The organism is Solihabitans fulvus (genome assembly GCF_008386585.1).
Classification (GTDB): Bacteria; Actinomycetota; Actinomycetes; order Mycobacteriales; family Pseudonocardiaceae; genus Solihabitans; species Solihabitans fulvus.
The window spans coordinates 124162-139424 of record NZ_VUOB01000075.1 but is presented as its reverse complement, the minus strand read 5'-3'; the positions used below and the strand labels follow the sequence as shown (position 1 = coordinate 139424).

Annotated in this window: 11 protein-coding genes; 5 read left to right on the top strand and 6 right to left on the bottom strand. The window is 66.7% G+C overall.

From position 1 onward, the window contains the following. Positions 1–114: 114 nt before the first annotated feature. From F0L68_RS36050 to F0L68_RS36025, 6 genes are all read right to left on the bottom strand, one after another. Positions 115–786, bottom strand: coding sequence for an SDR family oxidoreductase (locus F0L68_RS36050; protein WP_149854379.1), 672 nt, complete (start codon positions 784–786; stop codon positions 115–117). Between the two features lie 24 nt (positions 787–810). After that, positions 811–1209, bottom strand: coding sequence for a RidA family protein (locus F0L68_RS36045; protein ID WP_149854378.1), 399 nt, complete (start codon positions 1207–1209; stop codon positions 811–813). 726 nt (positions 1210–1935) lie between these two features. Continuing rightward, positions 1936–2907, bottom strand: coding sequence for an RICIN domain-containing protein (locus F0L68_RS36040; RefSeq protein WP_188317017.1), 972 nt, complete (start codon positions 2905–2907; stop codon positions 1936–1938). Positions 2908–3091: 184 nt separating this feature from the next. Further along, entirely contained in the window at positions 3092–3469 is a 378-nt protein-coding gene (locus tag F0L68_RS36035; protein ID WP_149854376.1) for a hypothetical protein, read from the bottom strand. Between the two features lie 115 nt (positions 3470–3584). Continuing rightward, positions 3585–4058, bottom strand: coding sequence for a hypothetical protein (locus F0L68_RS36030; protein ID WP_149854375.1), 474 nt, complete (start codon positions 4056–4058; stop codon positions 3585–3587). Next, entirely contained in the window at positions 4045–9630 is a 5586-nt protein-coding gene (locus F0L68_RS36025; RefSeq protein ID WP_188317016.1) for a PA14 domain-containing protein, read from the bottom strand. Before F0L68_RS36025 ends, F0L68_RS36030 begins: the two co-directional genes overlap by 14 nt. 913 nt (positions 9631–10543) lie before the next feature. Between F0L68_RS36025 and F0L68_RS36015 the strand changes: the two genes are divergently transcribed. The 5 genes from F0L68_RS36015 to F0L68_RS35995 are packed head-to-tail and all read left to right on the top strand — an operon-like array spanning position 10544 to position 15238. Next, a complete protein-coding gene (locus F0L68_RS36015; protein ID WP_149854372.1) occupies positions 10544–11692 on the top strand; it encodes a branched-chain amino acid ABC transporter substrate-binding protein in 1149 nt (382 codons plus the stop codon). Positions 11693–11722: 30 nt separating this feature from the next. Continuing rightward, on the top strand, positions 11723–12622 hold the full coding sequence (locus F0L68_RS36010) for a branched-chain amino acid ABC transporter permease (RefSeq protein WP_149854371.1): 900 nt from the start codon (positions 11723–11725) through the stop codon (positions 12620–12622). Further along, a complete protein-coding gene (locus F0L68_RS36005; protein WP_149854370.1) occupies positions 12622–13689 on the top strand; it encodes a branched-chain amino acid ABC transporter permease in 1068 nt (355 codons plus the stop codon). The genes F0L68_RS36010 and F0L68_RS36005 overlap by 1 nt, the downstream gene beginning before the upstream one ends. Further along, positions 13686–14528 (top strand): ABC transporter ATP-binding protein, encoded by an 843-nt coding sequence (locus F0L68_RS36000; protein ID WP_223199438.1) that lies wholly within the window; start codon positions 13686–13688, stop codon positions 14526–14528. Before F0L68_RS36005 ends, F0L68_RS36000 begins: the two co-directional genes overlap by 4 nt. Then, positions 14525–15238 carry an ABC transporter ATP-binding protein gene (locus tag F0L68_RS35995; protein ID WP_149854369.1) on the top strand — a complete coding sequence of 238 codons (714 nt, stop codon included), beginning with the start codon at positions 14525–14527 and terminating at the stop codon, positions 15236–15238. The genes F0L68_RS36000 and F0L68_RS35995 overlap by 4 nt, the downstream gene beginning before the upstream one ends. Positions 15239–15263: the final 25 nt, after the last annotated feature.

The window sequence follows — 15263 nt, the reverse complement described above, 5'->3', positions numbered from 1 at the left end:
GGTCATGACGTCGATTACCTCAAAGGTAAGCGCGACCGTGATCGCCGCCACGTTCGACCGCAGGTGACATCGGCCCGACTGCACGCCGGACATCACGCAGTTGTTCACCCTGGTTCAGTGCGCTATCGCCTGGTCGATTGGGGTCTCGCCGCCGACCACCACGTAGATACGGCCTGCGGTGTCGGGACGGTCGAGGAGCGCTCCGAGCACAGCGGCAACGTCCTCCCTGGCGACCTGGTCGAACCTGGCGACCTTGGGTCCAACCACGTCCCCGACAGTGAGCTCGACGGTCCCCTCTCCTCGGCCGTCGGTGAGCACGCCGGGCCGCAGCACCGTCCAGGCGAGCCCGTCACGGGCGAAGATGTGCTGCTCAGCGGCGCGCTTGGCCCGCAGGTAGACGGCGTACCCTTCGCCGATGCCTCGGTCGTCGGCGCAGCCCACGTTGATCGAGCTGACATGCAGAAACCGTCGCACGCCGGCCCGTTCGGCTGCGTCCATGACCAGCACGACGGCGGCCCGGTCCATCCTGTCCCGGCGTTCGGCGGTCGCGCTGTTGCCCGAACCGGCCGAGAACACGGCAGCATCGGCGCCGACGAGAGTCGCGGCCACCTCGTCGACGGTGGCGCGCTCAAGATCGAGCACGACGGCCTCACCGCCGGCCCGTGTGATGTCGTCGACGTGGCGGGGGTCGCGCACGATGCCCACGACGGCATCGCCGCGTTTGACGAGGAGCCGAGTCAACCTAAGGGCAATCTTGCCGTGGCCGCCAGCGATGACAATCTTCATTCGATTACTCTCCTGGCAGGCTCATCAATCAGGCAGCAGCGCAGTGCATTTGATTTCGGCGAACAGTCCCGGCATGGCCAAAGCGGCCACGCCGATCGCGGTCCAGGTCGGCAACCGATCCAGATTCGTGAAATACCGGTCCTTTACTTCGATGAAAAGCTGGAGTTCGCGCATGTCTGTGTGGTACGTGACCATGTCCACCACGTCATCGAAGGTAGCCCCAGCTGAACGCAGCACTTTCTCGACGTTCTCGAACGCCTGAGCGAACTGCGCCTCCTTGTCTTCAACCACGTTCAGATGTTCGTCCCGCCCCAGCTGACCGGCCATGAACAGGAAGGGCCCGGCCTTCACCCCAGGCGAATACCGAAACCGCTCAGGGACGTCCTCCATGCCTTCGGGAACCACAGTCTCTCGTCTGGGCATGCTTCTGGCCCCTCTCTCCGTTGTAGGGCTGACTCCTGCGGCGCGCGGGGTCGGCACGGCGGACTCACTACAAGATCAAGTTTAGTAACTCGAAGATCGTTTTGCCCAACCATTTTCCGGCGAGGCAGCCGGCGGCCTACTCCGATGGCCGCCGTCCGAGGATCCCTGCGCACCACGACCGTGGTTGACCACTCGCCGGCAGTCCGTGGGACGACCTGCGGGATGATCGCCAGGAGGTTGATCCGATGCCAGATTTCGTTCAGTGTCAACGGAATCAGCCCCACCGGGGCGGGACTGGCACCCCGCATGAACGCGATCACCGAACGCTGAGTCACGACGCTGCGCGCCGAACTGTGCTCTCCGCGTAGGCGCCGCCCAGTCCGGCGACCGTCCTAATTAGACGGTTCGCCGGCTCACTGGTGTGTACGAGCTCCCAAGGCACGTTAGCGGGCCCGAACTAGACGAATTCCTAGCTGTTCGCGTTGACCTCGGTGCGGATCGAGGCCGCCATCGCGTCCAAGCGTGGTGTAGCCGGGTAGTTCGCAGCTGCGCCGCACCAGCTCGTCCAACGCCACGACGAGTACCGCCTGTGCCGGGCCCTGACCTACCGGGCCCGGCACAGGCGGTTCGAGCCGAGTCAAACAGTTTCAGCCGCCACGGCACGCTGGCCGGCACCTGTCGGGACACGGCGGGGCCGCGCTCGATCGGTGCCGGTAGCGCTCCGCGTCAGGTCCCGGCGCAGTTGGTGAACGTCGGCCTGGTCCGTGCGCTGTAGATGCTCGCGCCGCCGGTCTCATCGTGCTTGAGGGGCACGGTGATGGTGTCGTCAGCCGTCCACGGGAAGCCCTGGGTGTCGAAGATCCAGGTACCGGTGACCTTCGTCGCCAGCTCGGACAGCGTGACCCACCCGTACTGGCGAGGCGGCACAGTCACGGTCAGCTTGTTGCCCATTTCCTGCTTGAGGTCCACCGTGGTGTCGCCGTGGACCTCGCCGGTGACCTCGAGTTTGAGGTTGACGACACCCACGTCACCGCCCACGGTCAGGGTGCCGCCCAGTTTGAAACCGATGCTGTTGGTCCAGCCCGTGGTGGTGGTCAGGGTGAAATCCCACGGGATCGAGGTGGAGGTGTCGTTGAACCACACCGGCGAGACACAGACCTCAGGCAGGGCGAACGGCGGTGTCTGGGTGGTCGTGGACCACGAACAGGTAGAGGTGTCCTTGACACACCGAGCCGCGGCGTAGTCCACGGCGGTGTTCCACGCCGTTTGATAGACCCCGGTGGGCAGTGTCCACTGCTCGTACGGCGTGTTGTCGCAGCGGTAGGTGTACGCCCAGTTGTCGGTGTATGGAGGTAGCTGCACGGTCAGACAGGAGTTGTCGCCGACCTGACGGATCCTGAACGCCTTCTGCGTCGATCCGTCGATCGGTTGGAAGTACCACTGTTCGGAAGCGCGCCCATCGCAGGGCTGTTGCCGCAGTTGGTACCGGGCGGTGGTCAGGTCAACGCATTTGCCGGTGGTGGTATTGACGATGGCGAACCCCGCGCCGAGGGCGGTGCCGGTGTTGACGCGCCATGTCGTGGCGGACCCCGGCGCGGGGTTCACGGAGATCGGCGCGTTGTCGTCGAAGTTGCCGTCCTGGACGTCCAGGAGTTTGCCGTTGCTGACGTTGGTGAACGTCAGCTGGACCAGTGCCATCGGGCTCAGGTCCGCTTGAGTTGTGTCTACGTGGGACGGCGCTGCGGTGGCCGGGCCCGCGGTGACCGCAGCCGCCGCGCACACCATCGCGGCGATCGCGACCGTTCTCCTCCACCAGGATCTTCTGCGTGTCGCTAACACCAGTACGTTCCTTTCACTGTGCGCTCATCGCCTTCGAGGCTCCTCATCTCCGAAAGACCTTCCTCAGACGAGACTCTTCCTTGACTGACACCAGCGCCCCTGGACCACCGACGACCGTCCTTCCCGACGGCATCAGGAGGTTCCAGTGTTCGTAGTCATCCGACACCTCCCCCCGCTCTGTACTGTCGTAGAAATTTCCTGAGTACAGCGGGAACAGATGCAGTCGGATCTCACCGAAATCAAAACTCACCTCGCCCCCTGGTGAGATTGGTGAAATTCTCGAGACAGTGATGCTGTTGAGAACGGAAATCTGACGCGATATCAGCTCCCGAGGATCTTCGGAGGCGAGCAGGACTTCGTTGTCACTCTCGATCCGCCATGCGGGCATACCGACCAGCAGTGCCCACTCGCCAAACTCCACCGAGAACATGCTTCCGCTCTCGTCGAGGAGTCTGGCGCCCCGGGATGTGGCAGAGTAAAGGCCCGCACAGTCGAGCAGTGCACTGTCGAGTGAACTGGCGAATCTGGACCCACCGTCAACCATCCGGTCGACCAACCTTTCGCAAGGACCACCGTCCGGCCGGACCCGCATAGATGGCCTCCCCGTCCTTCAGCGACCACGTCCAGTCGGGGCCCTCCTCGTTCGGGTTGTGGAAGGAATCAGGGAACACACGCAGCGAGAAGGTGCCGAAGACGAAGGTGGTGTCTAGACTCACGTACTTCACGCGCACCGAGGAGAAGTGCTCCCCCGCCAAGCACTGCACGGCCTGTTGGATGAACCTGACGCTGTCCATGCCCGCGACCAAGGGACCCGACGGCGTATCCACCCGCCACACCCTGGTGCGGACCGTCAAGAACGGCCCGTAGCGCAGGCCCGACTCCTGCCCGCGGCTGACCAGACGCAGGCGCAATGTCCCGTGTGAGCTGAAGCCCGGCTCGAACACCTCGCCGCCCAGGAAGGGGGCCAGCAGGTCCTCGACAGGGGTGCCGTCTCTGTCAGCGGCATCCACGACCGAGATCCTCCATCTCCTCCATCGTCAGGTTCGCGTTTCCCGGACGCGTCTGCTTCTCGTCGTGAATCGCCTCGCTGAGAGTGTCCCTGTCCACGCCGGCTCTTCTCGCCGCCTCCTCAACCTCTTTGTTCTTTTTTCGATTGTCTCCCTGCATCATCTTCTTGTCCTGCGGATTGTCGTAGTCGTAGTCCTCGTAGTCATGCGGATCCGTGGACCAGGGATCGTTGTGAACCAGTAACGCCGTTTCCCCGGCCACCACGTAGTAGGTGTGAATACCGCGGACGGCGAGGTTATAAACGGTCTGGCCGGCGATCTGGCCGCGGTCACGCAGCCAGCTGACAGGGGCCGCCGCGCTATCCGGCGCACTGCGGATCAGGTCACCGGGCCTGAGATCATCAACATTGACCCAGCCCCTGTGCTCGGCCCAGATCGGGTGCGTGTCCGTGGCCGTGACGACAGTCGAGGCCGCGGTGGAGGTCTGGACGCCGATGTCGATCAGGTGTTTGACACCGTGGCCAACGATCACGCCAAGGACGGGTTCGGCACTGGTGGTTCCGGTGGCCGGGTCAGTGGCTCGCACCAGATCACCGGGCTTGACCTGGTCAATGGAGACGGTGGCGCCGTTCGCCAACATCACCTTCGTGTCGGGAGCGAAGGAGTTTGGTGTGCACGCATGGATGGCGGCCTTGGACTCCTGTTCGACGGCCTTCGCGGCTTTGCCGAGTGTCGATGCCTCTTTGGCGGCGTTCTTGGCGACGGTGCCGGCGAGCTTGCCGCCGGGGATCATGCCGAGCGCGTCCATCGCCGCAGCTGCCTTGTTGCCCTGCGCCAGTTGTCCGGCCACCGCCACCCCGGAGGCGACCGTGCCGACCGGGCCGGGCACATAGGACACCACTTCGGCCGCGGTGGTCGCGACGTGGACCACCGACTTCCAGGAGAACGTGCCAGCCAGGTCCAGTCCGTTGACCGGGTCGGCGTTGACGTAGTCGTAGTCGTTGGCAGATCCGCCCGGCACCGGGTCAAGTTGCAGGAACCGGCCCAGGATCGGCAGGTAGACGCGGGCGCCCATCTCGATCGCCTGCTGGCCGGCCAGGTGCTCCACCGGCCGCTCGTGCTGACCCAACCAGCCGAAGGTCATGCCGCCGGCGACAGTGCCGGCAACAGGGATGTCGGTGAACTCGCCGGTGGCGGGCTCGATGTCCCGCCCGTAGGGATCGTAGAGATGGACGTCGCCGGTGCGGGTGGCGGTGCCATCGGCGGTGAACAGCACGTCCCCGTGGATATTGGGGTAGGACCAGTTGGTGGTCAGGGTCTGGTCGTAGTTCTTGGTGAGCAACACCCCGCCGGGCAACGGCACGATCCGTTGCAGCAGGCCACCGTCCTTGTTCAGGACCAGGTCGGCGGTGTCGTGTTTGGAACTGTAGGAGTAGCGGGTGGTCCCGTTCTTCGACAGGTCGGCGGCACCGGTCACCGTGCGGGCGGTGAGCCTGTCGGCCGGGTCCCGGTTGTAGGTGATCGCCGTGCCGGTCGCGGTGGTCGTGGAGATGTGGCGTCTGCTGGAGTCGTACCCCAGGGTGTCGCCCCCGACCTTCACCGCGTCACCGTGGGTGTCGTAGTCGAAGGAGAGCGTCGTACCGCCGCCGGTCGAGCTCAGCCGGTCGGCGCCGTCGTAGCAGTAGTTGGTGGTGACCGCGGGAGCGCCGTCGCGGCTGTCGGTGGACGCGGTGCGGTTGCTGTTCAACCCCGCAGCCTTGGCCTGCCCGCAGCCATCGGTCGGGTCGAACCGGTAGGTCAGCTGGTGGTGCGGGACGGTCGCCGCGGTCAGCCGACCCACGGTGTCGTAGGTGTAGGAGTAGTTCGCGACAGGTTTCCCATCCGCGGTCACCGCATCATCGGTGACGCGGTTGTCGCGGGACCGGGTCACCGTGTCGACCACGGCGGACGCGGAGGTCCGCCACGTCAGCGCCGTCGGTTGACCCGAGTCGTTGCGCGCCAAGGAGTCCAGACGGGATCCGTTGCCGTAGACGACGCTGGCCAGCTCAGCCGCAGTGGTGTACGCGGGAGTCGCCACGGCGACTCCGTCCACCTTGACGGCGGTCAACTGACTGGCGTCGTTCCAGGCGTAGGACACGGTGCTGGCGACACCCTTGATGGTGGTGGTGTCATTCGTCAGCCGGCCGACCTGGTCATAGCTGGCGGTCGAGGTGACACCGTTGGCGTCGGTGTAGCTGACCTCCTGGCCTACCAAGTCGATCACGGAGGTGATCGATCCGTTCTCGTCGCTCACCTTCGTGGTGAGCGGGTCGCCGCCCACGGCCCAGTCGGTGACCACGGTGCGTCCCGGCTTGTCCCCGTACGCGGGCACGCTCACCCTGACCACCCGGCCGCGCGTGTCGTAGCTGGTGCACGTCCACGCCTCGTCGTTGGCACGTTGGGCCACGACACGGCCGGCCTCGTCGTACACCGTCTCGCCGGTCAGTGCCGAACCGGTGCCCGGCTTGGCTTCGATGACGGACTTGGCCATGCCGGCCTGGTTGGCGGCCGGCGCGTGTGGGTCGCAGGGGTTGGCGCGGGTCTCGGTGTCGCCGTAGTAGGCGGTGGTGGTGCGCCTGTCGGGGTTGGCGATGTCGCCGGCGGGCATGGCCGTGGCGAGTTTGCGCAGATACCCCGCGCCGGGCCGCTCGTAGGTCGTGTGGCCGGTGAGGTTGAGCCCGCCCGGATCCGCGGTGGCGGACACGGCGAGCCCGTACACCGGATCGATTCCCGCAGCGGGGTCGGCGTAGCCGGTCGCGCTGTGTTTGGACGGCGCCCGCTCGGTACCGCCGCCGGAGGTGTCATCGGTGGTGGCACTGGTGGCCAATCCGTAGCGGGGCGCAAGGTTGGCGCCCGGCACCGTCGTCGGTGCGACCCCGCCGGGCGGGGTCCAGGTGAAGTTCAGTGCTCCCGTTGTGCCGGCACGGTTGTAGTAGTCGACGCGGATCCGGTGCCAACTTCCGGCTGCGGTGTTGGTGTACTTGCCTGCCACCGCGGTGGCAGGCTTGTCGCCCCAGCTGTCGACGGTCAACACGTCGTCGACCCACAGGCGCGCGCCGTCGACCGTGGTGAACCCCAGGCCGTAGTCCCCGGTGGAAGGGAGCTGGATCTCGCCGGTGAACCGGCCCGACCAACCACCGGTGTTGGTCACCGGCGGACTGCTGTTCCAGGACTGCGCCAGGGTTCCGTCGGTCGTGCCGACCCCGGTGGTGAACAGCGCCGGCACGCCGGCCAGGGTTGGGTTGTCGTAGAACGCGGCCGACAACCCGGTCAGGCCCTCGTCATAGTTGGTGTGGGTGTGCGGCATGGTCGCCGCACACGCCGCTGTCGGGGTCTGGCCGGCGAAGCAGGACGCGGGCGCGGGCCCGTACTTGTCCATCGGGCGGTCGGCGTGGTCATACACCGTGGTAGAGCGCCGGCCGGCACTGTCAGTCGCGGCGGTGGCCTTGTCCTTGGCGTTCCACTCCGCCGAGATGGTCGCGCCCGTGAAGTCCGTCGTGACCAGCGTGCGTCCGGCGTCGTCGTAGGTCGTGGTGCGGGAGTGGGTGGCGTCATACACCCCCGCCACGGCCACGGTCGCCTGCTTGCGTTCGAGGTAGTACTGGTAGAAGTGCTCGGCTCGCTGCCCGGTTCGGCTGCCGTCCGGAGATGGTGCCAGGACCTGTACCGCTCGCAGGACCGGCGGCTCCTGGGGTTGCTCGACCACCGGGTCATACCCGATCACCGTGCAGACGGCGGCGATGTCGTCGGTGTTGGTGCACCCGTTCTCCGTGGACGGTGCCTGCCTGGCCACCCAGTCATAGGCGAGGCTGCCGCGGAGCGTGGCCAGCGGCCCTATGCTGTCGAGGGCCTTCTGCTTCTCCTCCTCGTTGTCACCGGCCTGGTCATAGCGCTGCTTGGCCGCGGCCCGGCCGACGTAGTCGAAGTCCTGCATGACCGCGCCCGGATTCTCGACCCTGGCCAGGGTGCCCATCAGGTACCACAGCCGAGTCTCGGTGCCGTCCCAGTAGTGGATGCGGCACAGCATCTGCGGCGGAGCCGGGTCCGCGCCTGGTGGACGAGACACCCCGCCGTAGCAGTTGTCGCTGTTGTCGGTGTTGTAGTACAGCCGCTGCGACCGTCCCGACACCGGGTCCTTGATCTCGGTCAGCCGCGGCGGTGATCCACTGTAGACGTATTGCAGCGCAGCGGGTTTCTTACCGTCCAGCACCGACTCCACCGCACCCAACGTGCCGTCGGGGTTGAACACCGACACGGTGTCGCCCTCGGTGACCGTGATCCGGCCGCCTGCGTCGAAGGCGAGCACACCGTCCTCGCCCACCGGCGGGCTGTAGCCACCGGCGGACTTCTTGGCCCAGGTGTGCTTGCCACCCGCGCCATCGGTCAGGACCACCGACCCGTCGAGCATCTCCGCGTGGCTGTAGCCACTGGACTGCGCCGACAGCGTCCAGCCCGCCGGCAGCGACTGCGAGTCGGCCGAGTACAGCCATTCGGTCGGCACGATCCGCGGATCGAGGTTGTGGCTGCGCTGATCATCAGCCCCGATGGTGCTCTTGGCCCACAGCACCATGCGTGGACGATCGTCCGAGTGGTGGTAGAGCTCGATCTTGATCGGCACCAGTTGGCCGGCCTTGAGCGGGACATCGTGATCCTGGTGGGCGCCGGGAAGCAGGAAGTCGTCACTGGGATCGGCGGCGTTCGGGTTGTCGTAGACGAGTTTGTCGCCCGCCCAGACCCGTGCGCCGTCGGTGTGCCCGCCGGCGAACCGGAAGTCACCGGTCACCGGGGCCTTGAACTGGCCCTCCCACCGGATGACAAACCAGTTGTGGTCCAGCGCCGGCGGCATTGGGTTGTCCCGCCAGGGAAGGTTGTCCGGGTTGCCGCTCCATGCGATGCCCCAGTCCAAGTTGACCTGCGACTCGCCGCGCACCATGACCGGGATGTCGTCCGGGGTTCCCGCGTGTCGCGAGTCGTTGAAGTACGACGCGCGCACACCATGTGGTGCGCCCTCCCGGGAGTTGTAGGCGAGGTTCACCCCGGCCGATCCGCCGACGGTCTGGAATGCCGGCCCGGTGGCCTCGACGTGGGCGTTGCCGTTGAACAGGTTCACCGTCACCGGACCCAGGTGGTCCGTCGGCGCCGGTCCCGGATCGCCCACCCGCTGGTTGACCGTGAAGTGCCCGACCCACTGCGGCGGCGTGGCCGTCGTCGCGCCGGCCACCGCTGTGCCCGCCGTCCAGGTGTAGCGACCGCCGTCGTGCAGGACGTGCTTGGGCACTGTCCACTGTGGCTGGTCAAGACACCCGGAATCCACCACGCTGCCGGAACGCCCATCGAAGCCGGTGGAGATCTTGAAGCAGTACAGGACACCGTCGCCCGCTGCGGCGACCTGCAACACCGGTGACTCGGTGGCGACGACCGCGTCGTCGACCGGGCTGACCAAGCTCGTCTGTGGCGCCGCATCGAGGGCATGCAGGGCGCGCTGCCCGGCCCTCAGTGGCGTGAAGTCAGCCTTCGGCTGCGTCGGATCAGGCACTTTGCCAGGGGTCTTCGCCGATGACACAGACAGGATCGGCAGATCCCGTGGCACTTCGGACGGATGAGCTGTTGCCAGCGTTGGCCCGACCACTGCCTGTATCACCCAGGCGGTCAGCACCATCGTCAGCACGAACGCGATCGGCCGCAGCCGTGTTCCAGAACGCAGTCGTGTGCGAGCAGGTCTCCAGGAAGACATGGCACCTCACCAGTTTCGACGTCCAACACCGGACAACCGAGCCAGTTAGAGCGCATTGCTGATCCCTCGCCCAGGCGATCTGCCGCCTGGGCGATTCGACGGCAACGTAGCGCCGCTCAATGAAACTTGCATGAAATGCCAGCTCTGGGAGTGACGGTGGATTGATGCCGCTCTGGTGCGACTTCCTGGGCAGTGCCCTAATGCTCAGAATCCGTGTCGGATGGTTGATCAGGATTCAGGGTGCGCTAATGGCGACCTCGAAGGCAGACGGCCGCAGCTGGCCTATCCACGTGCAGTACTCCGGCACCGCCAAATGGATCGGGAACTGCCAAATCGGCGTGTTTCTTGCTTACGCCACAAGCAGACCAAGCGTCCCCTGGCACACCTGATCACCACACCATTCGACCATGTCGTGACCTGGGCCGGTCTCTCGCAGGCCACTGTGGAAGGTCCACTCGACACACACCCATCAGCTACACCCTGTTGTCCCACGGTCGCCACGAGTGTCGGCCCCGGAAACCGCTTCGAAGTTTTCGTTGTCTTCGGGCCCGTCGGGTCGTAGCATGCCCCGCATGCCATGTGACATTGCACATACCTTGATGTGCAGTGCAATGTCACACCTCGCACTGACCTGCATGGCGTCGACCCGGCCGGGAGCGAGCTCGGCTACAGGTTGGCCCGCCCGTCGGCGGGTCACACGAGATGGAGTGACCACATGACCTTTCGTCGCGTCGCTGTGGCGGCGACCGCCATGGTGCTCGGCCTCGGCCTCACCGCCTGCGGCGGCAACCTCTCCCAGGGAGGTTCCGCTGACACCGGCAAGGGCGACATCAAGCTCGGCATGCTCACGCCGCTGACCGGCAGCTCGGCGGCGATCGGCCCGCACATGAAGGACGGAGCCCAGCTCGCGGTCGACGAGATCAACGCCAAGGGCGGGATCAACGGTCGCCAGCTCTCCCTCACCGTGTCCGACGAGGCGTGCGACCCGAAGACGGCCGCCGCAGGCGCCGCCAAGCTCGTCAGCGACGGCGTCGCCATCTCGGTCGGCGGCTACTGCTCCTCGGCGACCCTGCCGACGCTGAGCATCTTCAACAAGGCCAACATCCCGATGATCATCCCGGCCGCGAACTCCGCCGACCTGGTCGCGCAGAAGCTGCCGAACGTCTTCCTGCTCAACGGAACCGGCATCCAGCAGGCGGAGGCCGCGTCGAAGTTCGTCAAGGCGCAGGGCAGCTCGGCCGTCGCGCTCCTCGACGACAACACGTCGTACTCGACCGACATCACCAAGCGCACCGACCAGAACCTGCGGCAGCTGGGCGTCACCGTCGCCACCCACCAGTCGGTCACCGCCGGCGAGTCGGACTACTCCGGCGCGGTCAACGCCGTGCTTGGCTCCCACGCCGACCTCGTCTACTGGACCGGCTACTACCAGGAGGGCGGCCTGCTCATCAAGCAGCTCAAGGCCGCCGGCTACCAGGGCAAGATCATGGTCGCCGACGGATCGGTCGACGAGAAGCTGATCCAGATCGCCGGCCAGGACAACGCCCAGGGCGTGCTCGCGACGATGACCCAGACGCCGCAGACCATTCCCGGCGGCCAGGAGTGGATCAAAAAGTACCAGGACAAGTTCGGCACCGCGCCCGGTTCCTACTCGACCCAGGCGTACGACGCGGTGCGGGTCGCCGCCGAGGCGATCAAGTCGGCAGGTTACACCGACGGCCAGGCCGTCATGAAGGCGCTCGGCCAGATCAACGGTTTCAGCATCTTCTCCGGCCCGCTGAAGTTCACACCAGAGCACACCCTCAGCGAGGGCGGCTTCGACATCCTCGTCATCCGGGGCAGCTCCTTCGCCCTCAACAAGTGACGGATTCTCCTCGTACCCCGGGAAAGACGCATGGACCATCTCATCCAGCTCATCCTTGACGGCCTGTTCGTCGGGTCCTTCTACGCCCTGGTCGCCCTCGGCTACTCGATGGTCTACGGGATCATCAAGCTGTTGAACTTCGCGCACGGCGACATCTACATGCTCGGCGCGTTCGCCGGTTTCACCGTGCTCAGCGTCGGCGCCGGCGCGCTCGGCGGCGGTTTCCTCGCGCTCATCGTCATCATGGCGCTCGCGATGGTCGGGACCGGAGCGTTCGGCGTCGTCCTCGAACGGGTCGCATACCGACCGCTGCGGAACGCGCCCCGACTGTCGGTCCTGATCACCGCCGTTGGCGCCAGCTTCGCGCTGGAGTACGGCATTGCCGTGACCTTCGGGCCCAACCCGCAGGTGTATCCGATCGGCGTGAGTGGCGGCGCGCTGGGCATCGCCGGGGCGCGGATCACCTACGCGCAGCTGGCGATGATGGCGATCGCCGTCGTGCTCATGGTCGCCCTCGACGCCCTCGTCAGGAAGACCAGGGCGGGCCGCGCGATGCGGGCCATCTCGCTTGACCCGAAAGCCTGCCTGCTCATGGGCGTCAACGTCGACCGCGTCATCTCCCGGACCTTCTTCCTCGGGTCCGCGCTCGCCGGCGCGGCGGGTGTCATGGCCGGCGCGTACTACGGGAAGATCGACTTCCTGATGGGTTTCGTCATCGGGCTCAAGGCGTTCACGGCGGCGGTCATCGGCGGCATCGGGAACCTGCGTGGCGCGGTCCTCGGCGCGATCGTGCTCGGCCTGCTCGAGTCGTTCGGTGTCGCGTTCCTCGGCAGCCAGTGGCGTGACGTCTTCGCGTTCGGCTTCCTCATCCTCTTCCTGACCGTGCGCCCGACCGGGCTGCTCGGCGAACGCGTCACGGAGCGTGTGTGATGAACGACGATTCCTCGGCCTACGTCAGGGCCGTAGAGGAGCGTGCACCAGCGAACGTCGCGCTGGCCGGAAAGGGCGTCGGCAGCCCGAAACCGCGCCGCGCTGGGCTCCCTGTCGCGTTGTCGGGTCTCCTGTCGAGCAAGTGGCTCGGTCTCGTGGTGGCCGTCCTGGCGTTGGCGTTGCCGTACCTCAACTCCAGCACCTACATCATCCAGATCGGCACGGACGCGCTCATCTTCGTGATGCTCGCGGTCGGGCTGAACATCGTGGTCGGCTTCTGCGGTCTCCTCGACCTCGGGTACGCCGCGTTCTTCGCGATCGGCGCCTACGCCTCGGGCGTCCTCTCGACGAAGTGCGGGTGGCCGATGATCGCGACCCTTCCGGTGGTCGTGGCGGCCTCGGTGGCCGGCGGGCTCATCATCGGCGGGCCGACGCTTCGCCTCCGCAGCGACTACCTGGCGATCGTCACCCTCGGCTTCGGGGAGATCATCCGCATCACCGCCAACAACCTCGACTTCACCGGTGGGCCGAACGGTCTGTACGGCATCCCCGACTTCGGCGACTTCGGACTGCGTTCCGACGTCGCGGTCTACTGGGTCACCGCCGCCGTCGTCTGTGTCGCGGTGCTGTTCTCCAGCAGGCTAGGGCGCGGCAGGATCGGCCGGGCGTGGCGCTTCGTCCGAGACGACGAGGACGCCGCCGAGGCGATGGGAATCCACACCTACAAGGTGAAGTTCGCGGCCTACATCGCGGGCGCGGTCTTCGGCGGCGTCGCGGGGATGCTCTTCGCCGCCCACCAGACGGCGATCTCCCCGCCCAGCTTCAACTTCCTGTGGTCGGCGCTCATCCTCATGGCCGTCGTCCTCGGCGGCATGGGCTCGACGCCGGGAGTCGTCATCGGCGCCCTCGCGATCTCCCTGCTGCCGGAACTGCTGCGTGGCGCCCAGAACTGGCGCTATCTCATCTTCGGCCTGCTGCTGATCGTGATCATGGTCTTCCGTCCCCAGGGGCTGCTGCCGGCACGCGCGGGAGAACCGAAGCGGCGCAGGCGGGGAGGCGTGGCGTGAGCGCGGTCCTCCTTGACGTGAAGGACATGGCGGTGTCGTTCGGCGGTGTCCGCGCCGTCGACGGCCTGACGTTCTCGGTCCACGAGGGCGAGGTCCTCTCGGTCATCGGCCCGAACGGCGCCGGCAAGACGAGCGCCTTCAACTGCGTCACCGGCTTCTACAAGCCGACGGCGGGCTCGGTGACGTTCGCGGGCGCCGACATCACCGGGAAGCGGCCCGCCGTCATCGCCGCGAGCGGCATCGCGCGGACGTTCCAGAACCTCCGGCTCTTCGGCGACCTGACGGTCCTCGACAACGTGCGGGCCGGGATGCACGTGCGCATCAGGCAGAACTTCCTCGACGCGATGCTGCACACGCCGCGCTACTGGCGTTCCGAGGACACGGCCACCGACGAGGCGCACAAGTGGCTCGACTTCGTCGGGATGGAGTACGACCGGACCGCGCAGATCCGCAACCTCCCCTACGGCGAGCAGCGGCGGGTCGAGATCGCCAGGGCCCTCGCCCGCGCGCCAAGGATGCTCCTGCTGGACGAGCCGGCCGCCGGGCTGAACCACGGGGAGAAGGCCCGGCTGCTCGACCTCCTGCGGCGCATCGCCGATCTCGGGATCGCGGTGGTACTGATCGAGCACGACATGGGGCTGGTCATGAAGGTGTCCGAGCGGATCGTCGTGCTCAGCTACGGCAAGGAGATCGCCGACGGCACGCCGACGGAGATCCGGACGAACCCGGCCGTCATCGAGGCGTATCTCGGCGCCGAGGACGAGGAAGCGCACGCGGAGGCGGAACGCATCGCCGCCGAGGCGAAGCCGGCTGGACCGAGGACGGAGACGCGGCAGTGAGCACAGTGCTTGACTTGAAGGGCGTCGAAGTCTGCTACGGCAGGGTGGAAGCCTTGCGAGGGCTCGATCTCACCGTCGGCGAGCGGGAGATCGTCGCGCTCCTCGGCAACAACGGAGCAGGCAAGTCGACGACGGTCTCGACGATCTCCGGTGTGGTGCGGTCGCGGGCCGGGTCCATCACGGCGTTCGGGGACGACATCACCTCGGCCACGCCGTGGTCGATCGTCGAGCGCGGGATCCTGCACGTGCCCGAGGGCAGGCGGATCTTCTCGCGGCTGACGGTGCACGAGAACCTTCAGCTCGGCGGCTACACCGTGCGGGACAACGCGGTGATCGACAAGCGGATCAACGAGGTCTACGAGCTGTTCCCGCGCATGGCCGAACGGCGCGGCCAGCAGGGCGGCACGCTCTCCGGCGGCGAGCAGCAGATGCTCGCGATCGGCCGGGCGATGGTCGCCGGACCCCGGCTGATCATGCTGGACGAGCCGTCCATGGGGCTGGCGCCGCTGGTGGTGGCACAGGTCATGGAGGCCATCGTCGCGATCAACCAGGCCGGCGCGTCGGTGCTGCTGATCGAGCAGAACGCGAGGGCCGCGCTGAAGGTCGCGCACCGGGGCTACGTCCTGGACTCCGGCCGGGTCACGGTGACCGGGCCGGCCGACGAGCTGCGCGCCGATCCACAGGTCGTCGAGGCGTACCTCGGGGCATGAAACCATGATGAGCACAGGGAGGATG